14 protein-coding genes are annotated in these 17838 nt (G+C 72.5%); 5 read left to right on the plus strand and 9 right to left on the minus strand.

Annotated features, from left to right (window positions below; genetic code table 11):
- Positions 1-303: 303 nt before the first annotated feature.
- Complete coding sequence (locus tag BGO46_RS11510; protein WP_292673808.1) at positions 304-1671, minus strand: amidohydrolase family protein; 1368 nt, start codon at positions 1669-1671, stop codon at positions 304-306.
- 93 nt (positions 1672-1764) lie between these two features.
- On the opposite strand from BGO46_RS11510, the gene BGO46_RS11515 reads away from it, so the two are divergent.
- On the plus strand, positions 1765-2382 hold the full coding sequence (locus BGO46_RS11515) for a TIGR00730 family Rossman fold protein (protein WP_196323523.1): 618 nt from the start codon (positions 1765-1767) through the stop codon (positions 2380-2382).
- A gap of 58 nt (positions 2383-2440) precedes the next feature.
- Here the strand turns inward: BGO46_RS11515 and BGO46_RS11520 are convergent, their stop codons facing one another.
- From BGO46_RS11520 to allB, 5 genes are read right to left on the minus strand one after another with little or no spacing between them, the layout of a single operon-like run.
- Positions 2441-3832, minus strand: a complete 1392-nt coding sequence (locus BGO46_RS11520) for a Zn-dependent hydrolase (protein WP_292673806.1) — start codon at positions 3830-3832, stop codon at positions 2441-2443.
- Positions 3829-5091: an alanine--glyoxylate aminotransferase family protein gene (locus tag BGO46_RS11525; RefSeq protein WP_292673804.1), complete on the minus strand. Its 1263-nt coding sequence runs from the start codon at positions 5089-5091 to the stop codon at positions 3829-3831. Before BGO46_RS11525 ends, BGO46_RS11520 begins: the two co-directional genes overlap by 4 nt.
- Positions 5088-6662, minus strand: a complete 1575-nt coding sequence (locus BGO46_RS11530; protein ID WP_292673802.1) for an AtzH-like domain-containing protein — start codon at positions 6660-6662, stop codon at positions 5088-5090. Before BGO46_RS11530 ends, BGO46_RS11525 begins: the two co-directional genes overlap by 4 nt.
- On the minus strand, positions 6659-7744 hold the full coding sequence (locus BGO46_RS11535; RefSeq protein WP_292673799.1) for an acetamidase/formamidase family protein: 1086 nt from the start codon (positions 7742-7744) through the stop codon (positions 6659-6661). The genes BGO46_RS11530 and BGO46_RS11535 overlap by 4 nt, the downstream gene beginning before the upstream one ends.
- On the minus strand, positions 7741-9102 hold the full coding sequence (gene allB, locus BGO46_RS11540; RefSeq protein WP_292673797.1) for an allantoinase AllB: 1362 nt from the start codon (positions 9100-9102) through the stop codon (positions 7741-7743). The genes BGO46_RS11535 and allB overlap by 4 nt, the downstream gene beginning before the upstream one ends.
- A gap of 127 nt (positions 9103-9229) precedes the next feature.
- Between allB and uraD the strand changes: the two genes are divergently transcribed.
- From uraD to BGO46_RS11560, 4 genes are all read left to right on the plus strand, one after another.
- Positions 9230-9727, plus strand: coding sequence for a 2-oxo-4-hydroxy-4-carboxy-5-ureidoimidazoline decarboxylase (gene uraD, locus BGO46_RS11545; protein ID WP_292673787.1), 498 nt, complete (start codon positions 9230-9232; stop codon positions 9725-9727).
- A gap of 3 nt (positions 9728-9730) precedes the next feature.
- A complete protein-coding gene (gene uraH / locus BGO46_RS11550; RefSeq protein ID WP_292673784.1) occupies positions 9731-10051 on the plus strand; it encodes a hydroxyisourate hydrolase in 321 nt (106 codons plus the stop codon).
- Positions 10052-10114: 63 nt separating this feature from the next.
- Positions 10115-11308: an FAD-dependent urate hydroxylase HpxO gene (gene hpxO, locus BGO46_RS11555; RefSeq protein ID WP_292673781.1), complete on the plus strand. Its 1194-nt coding sequence runs from the start codon at positions 10115-10117 to the stop codon at positions 11306-11308.
- A gap of 74 nt (positions 11309-11382) precedes the next feature.
- Positions 11383-13794 (plus strand): hypothetical protein, encoded by a 2412-nt coding sequence (locus BGO46_RS11560; RefSeq protein ID WP_292673778.1) that lies wholly within the window; start codon positions 11383-11385, stop codon positions 13792-13794.
- A gap of 9 nt (positions 13795-13803) precedes the next feature.
- On the opposite strand, the gene BGO46_RS11565 is transcribed toward BGO46_RS11560, so the two are convergent.
- The 3 genes from BGO46_RS11565 to BGO46_RS11575 all read right to left on the minus strand — a co-directional run bounded on the left by BGO46_RS11565 (position 13804) and on the right by BGO46_RS11575 (position 17717).
- Positions 13804-15297 carry a nucleobase:cation symporter-2 family protein gene (locus tag BGO46_RS11565; protein WP_292673775.1) on the minus strand — a complete coding sequence of 498 codons (1494 nt, stop codon included), beginning with the start codon at positions 15295-15297 and terminating at the stop codon, positions 13804-13806.
- Between the two features lie 260 nt (positions 15298-15557).
- Positions 15558-17015 carry a chromosome partitioning protein gene (locus BGO46_RS11570; protein WP_292673772.1) on the minus strand — a complete coding sequence of 486 codons (1458 nt, stop codon included), beginning with the start codon at positions 17013-17015 and terminating at the stop codon, positions 15558-15560.
- A gap of 183 nt (positions 17016-17198) precedes the next feature.
- Positions 17199-17717: an adenine phosphoribosyltransferase gene (locus tag BGO46_RS11575; protein WP_292673769.1), complete on the minus strand. Its 519-nt coding sequence runs from the start codon at positions 17715-17717 to the stop codon at positions 17199-17201.
- Positions 17718-17838: the final 121 nt, after the last annotated feature.

The following is a 17838-nucleotide window of genomic DNA, read 5'->3' on the forward strand; positions in this document are numbered from 1 at the left end:
ATGTCCCAAAAATGGTTGGGTTCGGCTCGCTGAACCAGCATTTTTTGGGACATGGTTCTGCGGGCGGATGCTGGAGCGGACCCCGGTGGATGCGCGGTTAGCCTGAAGCATGTCCCACTTATGGTCGTTTCTGCCGCCCTGAGCCAGCAGAAAGTGGGACATGCTCTGCCGTAAGTGGGACACGGTGGGGCGGGGCGGGGCGGGGCGGGGCGGATGCCGCGGAGCCACCCAGCGCGGGCGGACGGATGCCGCGGGCGCCCCCGCGCCAGCCCCGAGCGCCAGCCGCGCGAGCCGCGGCGCCGCTCAGTGCGGGTGGCCGCGGAGGGGGATCACGGATGCGGGCAGCTCGTGCACCTTCGCCGACGCCTCGGCGGCCAGCGGGTTGGTCGACACCCCGTTCTCGCTCACGAGGCGGCCGCCGACGTAGACGGCCTTGAGGTTGCGGGGGCTCATCGCGAGCACGTACGAGCGGACGGGATGCCACAGCGGCCCGACATCCGGCATCCGCGGGTCGACGACGACGAAGTCGGCGAACTTGCCCACCTCGAGCGATCCGACGCGGTCGTCGACGCCCATGATCTCGGCTCCGCCGAGGGTGTGCAGGCGCAGCATGAGCTCGGGCATCATCGACAACGGATCCTTCGTGCGTGCCCGCTGCATGTAGATGCCCATGCGCATGTTCTGCCACGGGTCACTCACGTCGGTGCACGCCTGATCGTCGAGCCCGACACCGACCTTCATGCCCATCTCGAGCATCTCGGGCACCAGCGCGACGCCCGACGCGAGGCGACCGTTGGATGCCGGCTGCCACGACATCGAGGCGCCACCTGAGACCGACTCGGCGATGATCTCGGGGGTCGTCTGGATGAAATGGCCGAACATGAGCCCGAGGCCCAGCGCCCCGGCATCCCGATACAGCGCGAACTTGGACTGCTGGTGCTCGACCGCCTCGGGCGACTCGAGGAAGTGCGCCTGGTTCGTCACGCCGTAGCGACGCATCGCCTCGACCTCGAACTCGGCGGCCTCAGGATGCGGCGACCACTGCACCTGGCCCATGATCGACGATCCGAGGGCGAAGTCGGCGTCCATCGCGCGGGTGTGCGCGACCTCGGCGGCGAAGCGGTCGAACACCTCGTCGGAGCTGCCGACCGTGACGTCCATGCCCGAGGCATCCACGAAGCGGATGCCCGCGTCGAGCGTCCCGTCGGCCTGCCGGTAGTGGTACTCGAGTCCGCGGATGCCCGCGGTGCCCGTGCGCTTACCGTCGACCATCGACTCCCACGCCTGCAGCGGGTCGGTGAAGTTGTACGCCGTCGTGACGCCGTTGGACAGGAAGTCGAGCGATCCGTGCAGCGTCGACCAGTACAGCTGCTCGGGCGTCATGTGGGCGGTCGTGCCTAGCATCGCGTCGCACCAGCCGTAGAGCGTGTCGGCGACGCCGAGGCCGCGCAGGCCGCTGGTGAACAGGTGCGAATGGCTCGAGACGAAGCCGGGCGCGACGAAGGCGCCCGCGACATCGAGGGTCTCGTCGGCCGTGGCATCCGGCGTTCCCGAGCCGATCGCGGCGATGCGGCCGTCTTCGATCAGCATCCAGCCGTCTTCGATGTACCCGGGGTCGGCGGTGCCGGTGGGGATCGTGATGAGACGCGCGTGGGTGACGAGGAGAGACATGCTCGTCACGGTATCCGGGCGATGTTTCCGCGCTGTCACGGCCTGGAAACACGCAGGCACACCCCGGAAACACGAGGGTTCTAGCGTCGGTGCATGGGACGGTTCACAGTCACGGTCTTCTGCGGATCCTCGCCGGGGTTCGACCCGATCTACGTCGACGCCGCGCGCGCGGTCGGCACCGCGATCGGTCGCGCCGGCATGAATCTCGTCTACGGCGGCGGGCATGTCGGGCTCATGGGAACGGTGGCGGATGCCGCGGTGGCAGCCGGCGCACACGTCACGGGCGTCATCCCGCGCGCACTGCAGGCGCGCGAGGCCGTCAACCACAACATCGCCGAGCTCGTCATCGTCGACACGATGCACGAGCGCAAGATGATGATGGCCGACCGGGCGGACGCGTTCCTGGCCCTGCCGGGCGGGCCGGGCACGCTCGAGGAGCTCACCGAGCAGTGGACGTGGGCGCAGCTGGGCATCCACACCAAGCCCGTCGGCCTGCTCAACATCGACGGCTACTTCGACCCGCTGCTCGCGTTCGTCGGGAACATGCGCGACCGCGGCTTCACCCACCCGCGCTACACCGACATGCTCGTCGTGGCGACGGAGGCCGGCGAGGCCCTCGCGCGGCTGCGCGACTACGTGCCCCCGGCGCGCAGCGAGGCCTCGCCCGGCGCCGAGATGACCGGCGCGCTGTCGCTTCCCGTGCGTCCCTGACGCAGCGGCGCGGCGCGGCGGGTCAGCGCGGCGCGGCGGGTCAGCGCGGCGCGGCGGGTCAGCGCGGCTCGGCGGCGAGGTGCAGGATCGACTCGGCGAGGGCGCGGATGCCGTGGGCCACATCGCCCGCCGACACGAACTCGTCGGGGTGATGGCTGATGCCGTCGGGGTTGCGCAGGAACAGCATCCCCACATCGGTGATCGCACCGAGCGCCATGCCGTCGTGGCCGGCCGGGCTGAACAGCACGGGCGCCGCGTCGGAGCGCACGGGCAGGGTCGCACGGATGCCGGCGGCCACGACGTCCTGCAGCAGAGGGGCGCAGAACACCGCCGGGGCGCTGTGCACCTCGCGGGCCGACCAGCGCAGTCCGCGGCGGCCCATGATCTCGTCGAGGTCGCGCGAGAGCACGTCCCACACGCGGTCGCGTTCGCCGTCGAACTCGCCGCGCAGATCGAGCGAGAACCGCACCTCGCCGGGGATCACGTTGACGGCACCGGGGAAGGCCTCGAACCGGCCGACCGTGCCGATGATGTGGTGCTCCGCGGCGCAGACGCGCTCGACGGCGAGCGCCGCCTCGCTTGCGCCCAGCAGGGCATCGTGGCGCATGTCGTAGGGAGTGCCACCGGCGTGCCGCGCCTCACCCTCGACGACGAGCTGGAACCGGCGCGCCGACGCGATCGACGACACGACCGCGAGGGGCTCCCCGGCGCGGTCGAGCGCGGGTCCCTGTTCGATGTGGGCCTCGAGGTAGGCGACGAGCTCGTCGGGGCGGCGGGCCGCCTCGCCGATACGCGCGGGGTCGAGCCCGAACTCAAGGAACGCCTGCCGCAGGCTCACCCCTTCGGCATCCGTCAGCGTCCACCACGCGTCGTTCCACGAGCCGGCGACCGCCGACGAGCCCAGCAGCGCCTTGCCGAACCGGGTGCCCTCCTCATCAGAGAAGGCGACGACCTCGATCGGGAACAGCAGTGGCAAGGCCCAGCCGTTTTCGGTCGGCACCCGCAGCAGCCGTACGACCTCGAGCGCGATGAGCACGCCCGCGATGCCGTCGAACCGGCCCGCGTCGATGACCGTGTCGAGGTGCGACCCGAGCAGCAGCGCGGGGGCGTCGGATGGTCTCGATACACCGTCGCCGCGCGACGGCACTCGACCACCGGGGGAGGCGTCGCTGCGCGACGGCACTCGACCACCGGAAGCGTCGTCACCGACGGCGTCGATCCGCCCGACCTGGTTGCCCGCGGCATCCTGCCACGTGCGCATGCCGACCTCGCGCATCCACTCGGCGGCGAGGCGGTTGACGCGGGCGTGCTCGGGCGAGAGGTAGACGCGCTCGATGCGCCCGGGCGTCGCGGTGACGCGGGCGAGCTCGTCGCACCGCGCCATGACGCGGCGCGCGGCTGCCGCGACGGCGTCCGGCGACGCGGTGAGCAGGCGAGATGACGCGCTCACGCGGCCGCCGCGTAGATGTCTGCGGCCGCCTCGACACCGCCGCCCGCGGGCACGGCTGCCCCGAACCGCCGCAGCACGGCCTCGAGCGCCGCGAGCGTCGTGAGCACGGCGTCCTTGCGGGCGTTGTAGCCCATCGTCCCGATGCGCCAGACGCGTCCGTGCAGGGGCCCGAACGAGGTTCCGATCTCGATGCCGAAGTCCTCCAGCAGTGCCGAACGCGCGGCATCCCCCGGCACGCCCTCCGGGATCTCGACAGCGACGACGTTGTTCATCTTGTGCGCGACGTCGCCGAAGACGCCGAGGCCGAGGCCCCGCACACCCGCGAGCATCGCGCGCCCGGCGAGCTCGTGCCGGGCGATGACCTCGTCGCGCCCCTCGAGCAGCAGCACGCGCGCGCACTCGCGCGCCGCGTACAGCATGCTCGTCGCCTCGGTGTGATGGTTGAGCCGCCGCGGCCCCCAGTAGTCGAGGATCATGCCGAGGTCGAAGTAGTTCGAGAGCACGAAGTCGGATGCCGCGACGTCGCCCGCCTCGCGGATGCCCGCCTCGACGCGCCCGCGCGAGCGGATGACGTCGACCGCGCGCTCCGACAGCGTGATCGGCGACGAGCCCGACGGCCCACCGAGGCACTTCTGCAGGCCGGCGGTCGCGGCATCCAGTCCCCACGCATCCGCGTCGAACGCGTTGCCACCGAGGGACGCGGTCGCGTCGGAGTAGAACAGGACTCCGTGGCGGGCGCAGATCGCGCCGATGTCCTCGAGCGGCTGGTTCATCGTCGTGGACGTGTCGCCCTGCACGAGGGCGAGCAGGGTCGGCTTCACGCGGATGATCGCCTCTTCTATGACGGATGCCGGGAACACCTGCCCCCACTCCGTTTCGATCGTGTGCACCTCGGCCTGCGCGCGCTCGGCGATCTCGGCGAGCAGGTGCCCGAACCGCCCGAAGACGGGCACGAGCACACGATCGCCGGGCCGCACGAGCGAGACGATGGCGGCTTCGATGCCGGCGCGGCTCGTTCCGTCGATGAGCAGGGTCGCGTCGTTGGCGGTGTTCCAGACGCCCCGGTAGAGCTCCTGCGTCTCGGCCATCGCGGTCGTCATGAACGGGTCGTACTGCCCGACGAGCGGTGCCGACATCGCGCGCAGGACGCTGGGGTAGGCCGAGATGGGGCCAGGGCCCATCAGCAGGCGTGCGGGCGGGTCCACAGGGCCGGGGATAGCAGGGCCGGGGATTGCAGGGCCGGGGATGACGGTGGTCATGGTGCTTCCGTTCCGGTGGTGAGGGCGTGCAGGGCGAGGCCCTGCCGCACGAGGGCGATGTCAGTCCCGGCACGTGCGATGAGGCAGACGCCGACGGGGGCGGGGCCAAGGGGCGAGGCGACCGTCAGCAGCGGCACCGACAGGGCGGGCAGCCCCGCGACGGCGGCGGGAGTCGTGAGCCGCAGCGTGGCCTGACGTACGGCGTCGATGCCCTCGCCGCCGGCCGTCCGCGCGGGGGCGGGGCCAGGCGCGGTCGGCAGGATCAGCACGGCATCCGTCACGAGGTCGGTGAGCCGCGCGCGCAGCGGAGCGAGGGCGGCGCGGGCGGCGGCCTCGTCGGCCGCCGTGACGGCGGCGGCCGCACGGAAACGCTCGGCGACGGCCGGGCCCGTGGCGCCCGGATGCGCGCGCAGCCAGTCGCCGTTGTTGCGCCAAGCCTCCGCGCCCTGCACCGTGCGGAACGGCACGAGGTAATCATCGAGGTCGCCGATCGAGGCGGTCTCGACGGGCAGAGCGGATGCCGCGACGAAGGTTTCGAACGCGGCGCGCGTGGCGGGATCCGCGACATCCAGGGCCTCGGCCGGCATGACGAAGCGCCACGGCAGGTCGGCGCCGGACTCGCCGAAGACCGACTCGGTCGAGTCCGACCCGTCGTAGCTGAGGCACCAGTCTGCGACGCGCTGCAGGGTCGCGCCATCGCGCGTGAGCCAGCCGACGGTGTCGAAGCTCTGCGCAAGGGGCAGCAGGCCCTGCCTCGGCACGAGCCCGTGCGTCGTGCGCAGACCCCACAGCCCCTGGTACGACGCGGGCACGCGCACGCTGCCGGCGGTGTCGGTCGCGAGGCCGACGTCAGCCTGGCCCGTCGCGACGGCCGTCGCCGGTCCGCTCGAGGAGCCGCCGGGCAGCGCGCCCGGGAGGGCTGCGTTCGGCGGGGTGCCGTAGTGCGCGTTGTCGCCCGCGATCGAGTAGGCGAACTCGTCGGTGCGAGCGATGCCGCGCAGCGACGCTCCGCCGCGGAGCAGGTCGGCCACCGCCGGAGCCGTCGTCGTTTCGGCACGCGCCGAGTCGAGGTAGGTGGGGTTGCCCGCGCCGATGCGGTAGCCCTTGATGGCGAAGAGGTCCTTGACGGCGACGGTGAGACCTTCCAGCGGACCGTCCCACGCGCCCTGGAACAGCGGGTCGCCGACCGACCGCCAGACCGACCGGTCGAGGGCCTGCGCGCGCGGCGTGACGTGGGCGGCTGTGATGAGCCAGCGCCCGTCGAGGCGTTCCCAGACCTGCGTCTGCAGTCCCGTGCCGCCACCGCGGAAGCGCGAGACCGACACGAGCAGCGCGACGTCGTCTGCCAGCGGGCGGTACTCGATGCGCTCGATCGTGCGAGGCGGAACTCCGCCGCGCAGGCCGCGGAACGCGCTGATCGTGTCGTGCCCGACGAGCAGGCCCGCTCCGTCGCCGCGCATCGTGTCGGCGCCGGGCGCAAACGCGGCATCCAGCGCATCGAGGTCGTTCGCGAGAATGGCGGCCTCGTACGCGTCGAAGGCCGCCCGCAGGTCGGCGGGGATCTCGGTCACGCGTCGCCCGCCCTCGCGACGTCGGCGAAATCGGCCTCGCGGATGCGGGCGTGCACGCCGCACACGATGTCGACGACCTGCGAGATGTCGAAGTCGGTGGCCGCCGACAGGTACGCGTAGGCGAGGTGCTCGGCCATGCCGTACCGGGCGGCGAGCAGGTCGAGCGCCGCGCGCACGGCCTTGCGCATCGCCTCGTTGAGGTCAGGGTCGAGCCCCGTCGGCACGAGGTACTCGCCGGTCCGCACGAGGGGACCGGTGACCTCGCCGAAGGCGGCGAGAGCCTCGTCGCGCGGCACGACCTCGAAGCGCAGTGTCGCGCGCAGGGACGCCTCGAGCGCCGTCAGCGCGACTTCGCCGTCACCCTGTGCGAAGTGCGGGTCGCCGACATACGCGAGGGCGCCCGGCACCTGCACGGGCAGGTACAGGACCGCGCCCTCCACGAGAAGGTTGATGTCGATGTTGCCGCCGTGCGAGCCGGGCGGCACCGAGTGCGGACGCTCCGGCCCCGCGACGGCGACGCCCATCGTGCCGAGGAACGGCGCGAGCGGAAAGCCCACGACGCGCTCGCCACACTCGACGAGCGGCAGGCGTCCCGCGCCGCCGGCCACCGGCGTGAAGACGCTGACGTTCTCGGGGCCGCGCGGCAGCGTGCCGGGCAGCGCCCCCTTGCCGTGCCGGTTCGAGATGACGCCGTACGGCACGCGCGGCGCGAGCTCGATGACCGTGATCTTGAGCAGGTCGCCGGGTGCCGCTCCCTCAACGAAGACGGGACCCGTGACGACGTGCGGCCCGTCGGCGACCGCGTCACGGGGGACGGATGCCGCGATCTCGATCGCATCGGTGAGCACCGCCTCGGCGGCGACCCCATGACCCGTGAAGTAGCCGAGCGGATCCTGCCCCTGATCAGGGAGCATGCCTTCGTGGCTGACGGTGTCGAACGTGACGGTCGCCCCGGCCGGAACGGCCAGCACCGGGGCATCCGTCTCGCACGGAAGCCTTCCCCACAGCACCGTCTGCGGCGACGCGGCGACGTAGTGATCACCGGGGATGGGCCCGATTCCGGGTTGCAGGATCTCGCTCACGCCGTTCCTCTCGACAGGAGGCGGCCCGCCGGTGGGCGCCTCAGCCACGGCGCCTCGCCGGCGCCGCCTTCGCTCGCGTCGTACACACTCTGCCCGCGCAGCCACGTGCGGCGCACGCGTCCGGTGAGGACCTTGCCGTCGTAGGCCGAGATGGGGTTGCGGTGCTGTAGGGCGCGCGCCTCGATGCGCAGGGTGTCGTCGAGGCCGAACACCGTGAGGTGCGCGGGCGCGCCGACGACGATCTCGCCGACGCCCGTCAGCCCCGCGACGCGCGCGGGACCGGTCGTGAACAGCGGCACGAGTGTGTCGAGCGGGATGCCGCGGCGGCGCGCCTCGGTCCAGACGGCCGAGAGCCCCACCTGCAGGCCCGCGATGCCGCCCCATGCGAGGCCGAAGTCGCCGTTGCCCGACCGCTTGAGGTCGACGGTGGAGGGCGAGTGGTCGCTCACGATCGCGTCGATCGTGCCGTCGAGGATGCCCTGCCACAGCAGGTCCTGGTTGCCCGCTTCACGGATCGGCGGACAGCATTTGAACTCGCTCGCGCCGTCGGGGATCTGCTCGGCGGTGATCGTCAGGTAGTGCGGGCAGGTCTCGACGGTGAGGTCGACGCCGTCGGCCTTGGCGGCGGCGATCGCGGGAAGAGCGCGCGCGTCACTCAGGTGCAGGATGTGGGCGCGTGCGCCGTGGCGCCGCGCGGCGGCGATGACGGCGTCGATCGCGGCCTCTTCGCTCGCCGGCGGGCGCGACGCGAGGAAGGCCGCGTAGCCGCGCCCGAGCGACCCGTCGCCGGAAAGGAGGTCGGGGTCTTCCGCGTGGACGATCAGGCGCGAGCCGATCGCCGCGACCTCGGCCATCGCCCGGTCGAGCTGGTCGCGGTCGAGGTGCCCGAACTCGTCGACGCCGCTCGGCGCGAGGAAGCTCTTGAACCCGTACACGCCCGCGTCGTGGACCGGCCCGAGCGCACCGAGGTTCTCCGGGACGGCGCCGCCCCAGAACCCGATGTCGACATAGGCGGATGCCGCGGCCGCCGCCCGCTTGATCTCGAGGGCCTCCGTCGTCGTCGTCGGCGGGATCGAATTGAGCGGCATGTCGACGAGGGTCGTCACGCCGCCCGCGGCCGCGGCGAGCGTCGCCGACCGGAAGCCCTCCCATTCGGTGCGGCCGGGTTCGTTGACGTGCACGTGCGAGTCGACGAGACCGGGGAGCAGGGCCGCGTCTTCGGGCACTTCGACGGCGCCGCGCGGGGCACCGCTGGGCATCCGCACGTCGACGATGACGCCGCCCTGTACGACGACCTCGGCCGGACGGAAGGCGCCGTCGATCCAGGCCCGCGCGGCACGGACCACCAGTTCCGACACGTGGACCTCCCGGTGCGCTGCAGCCCCGGTTCGGGCTGTGGATCACGACGGTACCCAGCCCGCGTTTCCCGCGTGTTTCGCTCGCGGCTGTTACGGCCCGGAAACGCGGCGGGGGTACGTTCGGTCCATGCAGCTCGACGAGTTCAACGCGGCCGATCGCGAGACGGCCGCTGCGACGGCCGCGGTGTGGGCGGCGGTTCCCGCGTGGGTCGACGCGATCGTCGCGGCGCGTCCGTACGCCTCGGTCGACGAGGTCACCGCGCGCGCCGACGCACTCGCCCGCGGCTGGACCGACGCCGACCTCGATGCCGCGCTCGCCCACCACCCGCGGATCGGGCAGAAGCCCGCGGGGTCGGGGGCCGAAGCTGCCGCGAGCACCCGCGAGCAGGCGGCGATGGCGACGGCATCCGCGTCGACGACGGATGCCATGGCGCAGGCCAACGCCGACTACGAGGCCCGGTTCGGGCGGGTGTTCCTCATCCGCGCCGCGGGCCGCAGCGCCGACGAGATGCTGTCCGAAGTGCGCCGCCGCCTCGGCAACGACGAAGCCGCCGAAGCCGCCGAGGCGCGCGATCAGCTGCGCCAGATCGCGCTGCTGCGCCTGCGCGCGAGCCTGGAGGACTGACACATGAGCCACCTGACGACTCACATCCTCGACGCGACCGCGGGTGTGCCCGCGACGGGTGTCGCGGTGACTTTGGCGGGCCCCGACGGCGCCGCCCTTGCGTCGGGGCAGACCGACGCCGACGGCCGGCTCGCGCTCGGTCCGGATGCCCTGGAGTCGGGCGACTACACGCTGACGTTCGCCACCGGGCCGTACTTCGCGGCGCAGGGCATCGAGGCCTTCTACCCGTCGGTGACGGTCGCGTTCACCGTCGCAGACCGTCCGCACTACCATGTGCCGCTGCTGCTGAGCCCGTTCGCGTACTCGACGTATCGCGGGTCGTGACGGCGTAACGCCCCGGTAGCGCGACGAAACCTGACGGTGACACAGCATCCGTAGCCTGCGGATGTGAAGGTCATCATCGTGGGCGCGGGCATCGGCGGGACGAGCGCGGGCATCGCGCTGGCACGACTCGGACACGAGGTCGTGATCTACGACCGGATGCGTGAGAACAAGCCGGTCGGCGCGGCGCTGTCGCTGTGGTCCAACGGCGTCAAGGTGCTCAACTGGCTGGGCGTCGGCGCGGAAGTCGCGGCGCTCGGCGGCGACATGGCCGACATGGTCTACCTCGACGGGCACACCGGTGAGACGATGTGCGACTTCTCGCTCGCGCCGGTCACGGCGATGTCGGGGCAGAAGCCCTACCCCGTCGCGCGCGCCGACCTGCAGGCGCTGCTGATGGAGCGCGTCGGGATGGACCGCATCCACCTCGGGCGCCAGGTCGTGGCGATCGCCGACGACGGCGCGCACGTCACCGTGACCTTCGCCGACGGCACGACCGACACGGGCGACCTGCTGATCGGCGCCGATGGCGCTCGCTCGATCACGCGCGACTACGTGCAGCCCGAGGGGGCGCCCGAGATCGTGCGCGAGTACTCCGGATACACCAACTTCAACGGGCTGATCCCGGCGGATGCCGCGATCGGCCGCGCCACCGCGTGGACCACCTACGTCGCCGACGGCAAGCGCGCGGCGGTCATGCCCGTCGCAGGCGACCGGTTCTACTTCTGGTTCGACGTGCCGCAGCCGGCAGGGCTCGCCCACGACCGCGCCGACGGCGTCGCACCGCTGCGGGCGGCGTTCGACGGCTGGGCGCCCGGCGTGCAGGCACTGCTGGATGCCATCGATCCCGAGGCATCCCTCAATCGCGTCGAGATCTGGGACATCACACCGTTCCCGACGTGGGCGAAGGGGCGCGTCGCGATCCTCGGCGATGCCGCGCACAACACGGCGCCCGACATCGGGCAGGGCGCGTGCTCGGCGCTCGAGGATGCCTTCGCGCTCGGCATCGCCTTCGCGACGAACACCGTGAGCGTCGAAGACACCCTGAAGCGCTATGAACAGGTGCGCGCGGAGCGCGCGGGCGACCTCGTGCTGCGGGCGCGCAAGCGCGGCTACGAGACGCACGCGTTCGACGTCGCGGCGACCGAGGCCTGGTACGAGAGTCTGCGCGGCGCCGACGGTGTGGGCATCATCCGCGGGATCGTCGGTAACATCGACGGCACCCCCGTCGATCTCGGCGGCGGTTTGCGCACCAGCTGAACGGAAGAGCCACGGTACCCCCCGCTCCCTCCCGCGCGTCTGCACCACGCGCGCACGAGGCACTCGACGCCCTGATGCGCACGCGCACGGGCGCGCACCTGGCGGGGCTGCTGGCTGCTGCGGGGGCTCCGCTCTCGGCATCCGATCTTGCCCGCCTCATCGGGCGCTCGGTCGCGAAGGTCACGGCGCTGCTGCCGGCGGCCAGCACCCCCGACATCGCTGTCGGCGCCGCTTCGTGGGAGCTGCGCGGCGATGACGCGCGCGCCCGCGTCGTCCGCAATCTGCACGTCGGGCCACTCGCCGACGGCGCCGAGCGCAAGACGCGCGTGCGCGAACGCGCGCTCGCACCGTTCCGGTCGGCGCTCGACGCGGCGATCTGGGCGGCGCGGATCGAGTGGGGCTGGGATCGCGCGCCCGAGTACGCGCTGTCGCAGGACTTCGCCGTGCGCATGCTGTCACGACGGTCAGAGCGACGCGCCGCCGTGCGGCTGCTGACGGATGCCCGGCGCGCGCGGACGCTCGAGTCGCGGCATCCGGATGCCGCTCGGGATCAGCTGTGGGCTGGTGCCGCCGTCGTCGCCGCGAGCGCGCGCTCGGCTCGAGACCTCGAGGATCTGGCCGCGCTGCTGATCGCGGCGAGCCGCCTCGACGCCGGCGACGGCGCGGTGCCGCGGCGACTTGCCCCCGTCGTCGCCCTGCTCGGCGACACCGAACGAGCCGTCGCGCTGGCCCGCGGCGTGCGCACCGATGTCGCGATCGAACTCGCCTACGTCGCGCGCGCCGCTGCGGCGATCGGCGACGCCCGCGCGGACGAGATCGTGACGGATGCCCTGGTGCAGATCGGCCCGGCAGGCCCGGACGGTCCTGACGCTGGCGCCGGGGCTGTCGCTGCCGCCGTTGCTGCAGCCGGGGCTAGTGCTGTCGCTGCCGCCGTTGCTGCGGCCGGGGCCGGCGCCGCGATCGACGCCGGCGTCGCGGCGACGGCCGTCGTGCCTGCAGGGTCTGCTGCGCCCGACGCCCCCGTCGGGGCCCTGCTGCGCACGGCGCAGGCGGTCGCCGGCACGGCCCTGTACCTTTCGCCCGAGTCCGCCCTCGCGCGGGCCGGGCAGGCGCGGGCGCTGATCGAGCGGGCCTTCGCCGCGCCACCGGGACCGACGAGCGTCGAGGGGTTGAGGTCGCGACAGTTCCGGTCGGCACGCGAGCACGAGCAGGTCCTCGCCGCGACGACCTACGCCACGATCGCCGTCGCCTGCGCGCAGGCCGGCGACCACCGCGGTGCGGTGGCCGCGGCGCGCGATGCCCGCACGCAACTGGCAGCGGTGGCAGATGCCGCGCATCGCGCGGTCGGGCTCGCCGACACCGCGGCCCGGCTCGCGGTGCGCACTGCGGAGTGTTCGCGGTGGTCCGCCCTCGTGCTCGACTCGGTTGCAGGCGACGCCGCCGTGGACGCGCTCGCAACGACTGACGATGTGGCGGCCCTCGCTGCGATCGCACGGCTGCTGGCGGGCGGTGCCGAACGCGACGGCGACAATGCCGAGCCACCTGCCGTAGCCGACCTGGAGCATGCGACGCTGGCGGCGGGGCGCGCGCTGGATCGCATCGCCGCGGACGACGCGATTCCGCCGCGGGGCGCCTTGCTCAGCGCGGCGCGTGTCGTCTCTCCGGATGCCCCGCTCGCCGTCCGCGCGGCGCGCGGCACGTTCGAGCGGGCGCGGACCGCACACCACGCGAGCTCGCTCGAACGCCGCACGCGCGCTCGCGGCGAATCGGTCGCGCTGGCCGAAGCGGCAGCCGTCTTCGACGCGGCGGGCGTCGAAGCCACGGCACGGGCGGCCGCACACGCGGCCCGCGATGCGGTGTCGCGCGTTCCCGCCGCAGCGCGCGCCCGGCCAATCGCAGAGGTTGCTGCCGTGCTGCTGGGCGCCCGCGACGCCGACGTGCGAGCGGTCGCAGAGGCGGCCGCGCGGGAGGAGCGCGCGGGCACGATCGGGCGCTGGGATGCCGCGGCTCCCGCACTGCTGGTGGCGGCCGTGCTGCGCATCGAGCCCCGTGAGCGTTCGCCCGCGCAGCGCGAAATCCTCGACACGGGCATCCTCGACCTGCGCCGCGGCGAGCATGCCCCGTCGCTCACCATGTTGGCCGACCTGGCCGCACGCCACGGCGATGCCGTCCGCGCCGCGGAACTCGTGGAGCACGCGCTGCGCGCCGCCCACGTGCGCGACCCGTTGCGCCGCGAGCGTGCGCTGACCGCGGTGCGTGACGCCAGGGCCGTGCTGTCGGGCACCGGGCGCGGCGCTTCGAGCGGCGCCGCACACGATCCCGCGCCCGGGGATGAGGCGGCGCCCGCGGCGCTGTCGATCGACGACACGGCACGTGCGTGGCTGCACGCGGGCTATCCGATCGCGGGCCTCCCCGCGCTCGCGGCGGCGCACCCGGCTGCCGCGGAGCGCATCGCGGCGGCCGTGCGACGCGACCTCGAGGTGTGACGCGGGTCGCTACGGCTTCTCGTCGAGCTCGTCGAACTTCCCTGCGGCATCCTCCTCCAGCACGTGGGTCGGGATCAGCCCGGTGCCCTGCGCATCCGGGTGCGTGAGCGCCGCAGCGGCCGGCCCGCGCACGGCGTCGTAGGCGCCGAGGGCCGGCTCGTTCGCTTGCGTGGCCCGCACTTCGTCACTGTTGAGGACGAGGTTGAGCAGGATCGCGACGATCGCGCCCGCCGAGATGCCGGAATCGAAGATCAGCTGGAACCAGTCCGGGAACTCGTCGTAGATCGTGGGGGTGACGGTCGGCAGCAGCGCGATGCCGACCGACAGCGCGACGACGAGCACGTTCTTGTTGTTGAACTTGACCTTGGTCAAGGTGCGGATGCCACTGGCGGCGACCATCCCGAACAGCGCGATGCCGGCACCGCCGAGTACGGCGCGCGGCACGCCCTCGACGAGAGCCGCGACCTTCGGGATGAGCCCGAGCACCACGAGGATCGCGCCCGCCATCGTCGCGACGTAGCGCGATCGCACGCCCGTGAGCGAGACGAGCCCCACGTTCTGCGCGAACGCCGTGTACGGGAACGTGTTGAATATCCCGCCGAGCAGCGTGCCGAGGCCATCGGCCCGCAGGCCGTCGGCGAGCTGACGACGCGTGACGGGCTTGTCCACGATCTCGCCGACGGCGATCATGTCACCCGTCGTCTCGGTCATGATGACGATGCCGACCACGAGCATCGACAGGATCGAGAAGACCTCGAAGGTCGGCAGCCCGAAGTGGAACGGTGTCACGACCGCGAACCATGCGGCATCCGTCACCCCCGACCAATCGACCATGCCGGGGACGAAGAGAGCGACGACCGTTCCGACGACGAGGCCGAGCAGCACCGAGACGCGGGCGAGGGCCGCAGGCGCGAACCGCTCGACGAGCACGATGAACAGCAGGGTGCCGAACGCGAACGCGACGTTCAGCGGCGGGGCCCCGGGCGCGTCGGCTGTCGAGCCGGTCATGATCCAGCCGGCGGCGACCCGCATGAGCGACAGACCGATGATGAGGATGACCGTGCCGGTCACGATCGGCGGAAAGAAGCGCAGCAGCTGCGCGAAAAACGGCGCGATCAGGATCATGAACAGGCCGACGGCGATCACCGATCCGAAGATCGTCGTGATGCCGTGCTGCTGCCCGATCGCGATCATCGGGCCCACCGCAGCGAAGGTGACGCCCTGCATGAGCGGCAGGCGCACGCCGAACCGCCAGAACCCGACCGACTGCACGATCGTCGCGATGCCGGCGATGAACAGGTCGGCGCTGATGAGGAACGCCAAGTCGGCCGAGCTGTACCCGAGCGCGCCGCCGACGATGAGCGGCACGGCGACGGCGCCTGCGTACAGGGCGAGCACGTGCTGCAGGCCGAGCGGGAACAGCCGCGCGAGCGGCGGGATCGTGTCGACGGTGTTCTCTCCGCGCGCTGTCGCGGGGGCGGACTTCTCAGCGGTGTCGGTCATCGGCATCCCTCTCGTTCGAAGCGGAGGCGCCGCACCGACGCGCTCGCGCCGTCGCTGTTGCCGTGACTCTAGGGGTGCCGGGTCAGCGCGCGGAAGGAGCCGCGCGCGCCTGTCGCACAGCTTTTACCGGCCGAAACAAGCCCGAAAACCGCGCGCGGGCGCGTTCACCCGGCCGAAAGTGTCGCTGCATGCACGCGGCAGCGACAACATGGGACGGATGAACGCGGGCGCGAGCTACAGCCGCCGAACGCCGGCGCGAACTACAGCCGCTGCGCGATCGCCGCGGCGACGGTGAGCCAGGCATCCCGCGTCTGCGGCGAGAGTGCGTCGAAGTCGATCGGGCCGCCGTCGACGAGAGCGGGGTCGAACGGGACGTGCACCACGCCGGCGGTGACCTGCGCGAAGTGACGCTCCAGGCGCTCGGCGAGCTTGCGGTCGGGTTTGGCCGAGGGCGCCGCGAGGATCGTGACGGCCTCATCGATCTTGCGGTCGAAGCCCTTCTCGCGCAGTCCGTCGAGCAGCCAGGCGGCACTCGCCGCGGTGTCTTCGCGCACCGTCGAGACGATCACGAGTTGATCGGCCGCCGCGACGGCGGCGACCCAGTTCGAGGCGCGCATGTTGTTGCCGGTGTCGACGATCAGCAGGCGGTAGTAGCGCGAGAGCACACCGTGCAGACGGTCGAAAGCGGCGGCGTCGATCGTAGAGGATGCCGCGGCATCCTCATCGGATGCCAGCACGTCGAATCGCGCATCGACCTGCGTGCGCACGTATGTGTCGAGGGCGGCGAGGCTCGCCTGGCTCGGCTCGGTGAACTGGTCGAGGTGCTCGAGCAGGTCGACCGCAGTGCTGTGGTGCGGCGCGTTCTGCGCGCGCCAGCCGAGCGTTCCGCGGGTCTCGTTGTTGTCCCACGCGAGGGTCGCCCCGCCGCGCTGCGTTCCGAAAGTGGCCGCGAGCAGGAGCGTCGACGTCGTCTTATGCGCACCGCCCTTCGGATTGAGCACGACGATCGTGCGCGGAGCGTCGAGCCGGCGCTGCACGATGCGTTCGCGATCGAGCCGCGACTGCTCGGCCTTGCCGGGACGCGGCGAGATCGCTCCGCCCGTCGCGCGGCGCACGGTGCCCTGCCAGCCCTCTGTGGCACGGGGCTTGGCGCGGTCGGTGCGCGAGTTGAGCAGATCCTCGACGGTCGGCGTGACGCGCTGGATCGGATCGCGGTGCGCGCTCTCGCGACGCGCGAGGTCACTGCGGGCCGGGTCGCTGCGCAGCGGGGCCGGGGTCGGCTCGGGGGTGGGGGCCGGGGTGGCGGCGACGGGCGCGGGCGTGGCGGCGACCGGTGCCGACTCGGCGACGGCGGCCGGCGCCGGGTCGGCCGCGACAGGGGCATCCTGCTCGCTCTGCGTGATGATCGGCACTTCACCCGTGCGGATGCGGCGCGGCGCCGACGCGGGCTCGCCGCCTTCGGTCTCGGCGAGCACGGTGGCCTCGATGAAGCTGCCATCCGGGTGCACGATCAGCGGCCAGCGCAGGTCGCCCTCGACGACGGTGGCCGTCACCGGTTCGCCCGCCGACGCGGCGAGTAGCCGGATCGACTCGACGATGCGCTCGCGCAGGCCTTCCTCGGTCGAGGCGAAGACCTCGTCGACCTCTCCCGCGACGTGGATCTGGGCCACGGTGTTCGAGGTGAAGTGCACGGTGGGTTCGAAGGTGGCGGTTCCCACGGGACCCTTTCTGTCGGGCGGTGTCAAGCGTTGGCGCGTGGTGCCGGGCGTTCTCGGGCGCGATCGGGCGCGATCGGGCGCGATCGGCGGATGCGCGAAGCGTTTTGAGTATCGCATCGGGGCGGTTGCCGACCCGGCATCCCGCGCCGTGCCGCGCCGCAGCGGCGCGCGCGTGTGAGCTGTCTAGATGCGGAAGACCGCGTGGACGGGGCCGCAGACGGCCTGGCCGCCGAGGTCGGCGAGCTCCATGAGCACGGCGGTGCCGGCGGGCACGAGTCCGAGCTGCTCGAGCAGGCGCTGACCGGCGCGCAGGGTGCCGCCGGTCGCGAGGATGTCGTCGACGAGCAGCACGCGCGTGCCGCGCGGAAGGTCGTCGCTCATCTCGATCGCGGCGGTGCCGTACTCGAGGGCGTATTCGACGGATGCCGCAGGGCGCGGCAACTTTCCGGCCTTGCGGATCGGGGCCATGCCGACTCCCGCGGCGATCGCGACGGCACCGGCGAGCATGAAGCCGCGCGCTTCGACGCCCGCGACGACGTCGAACGAGTCGGCGAAGGGTTCGACGAGCGCATCCACGACCGCGCGCAGGGCCGCCGCGTCGGCCAGCAGGGGCGAGATGTCGCGGAACAGGATGCCCGGTTCGGGGAAATCGGGAATGGTCGCGATGAGGGATTCGGCGCGCGCGAGGGCCTCTGAGGTCACCGCCCCACCCTACGCCGCGAGCAAAGAAGCGAAGTTCACGAGAAGAGAACACCCGATGCGCAAGCGCTTGCGCTACGCTGGAGCGCATGACGTCGCAGCTGACTTCCCCCCAGCCTTCCCC

Source organism: Microbacterium sp. 70-16 (assembly GCF_001898315.1).
GTDB lineage: Bacteria > Actinomycetota > Actinomycetes > Actinomycetales > Microbacteriaceae > Microbacterium.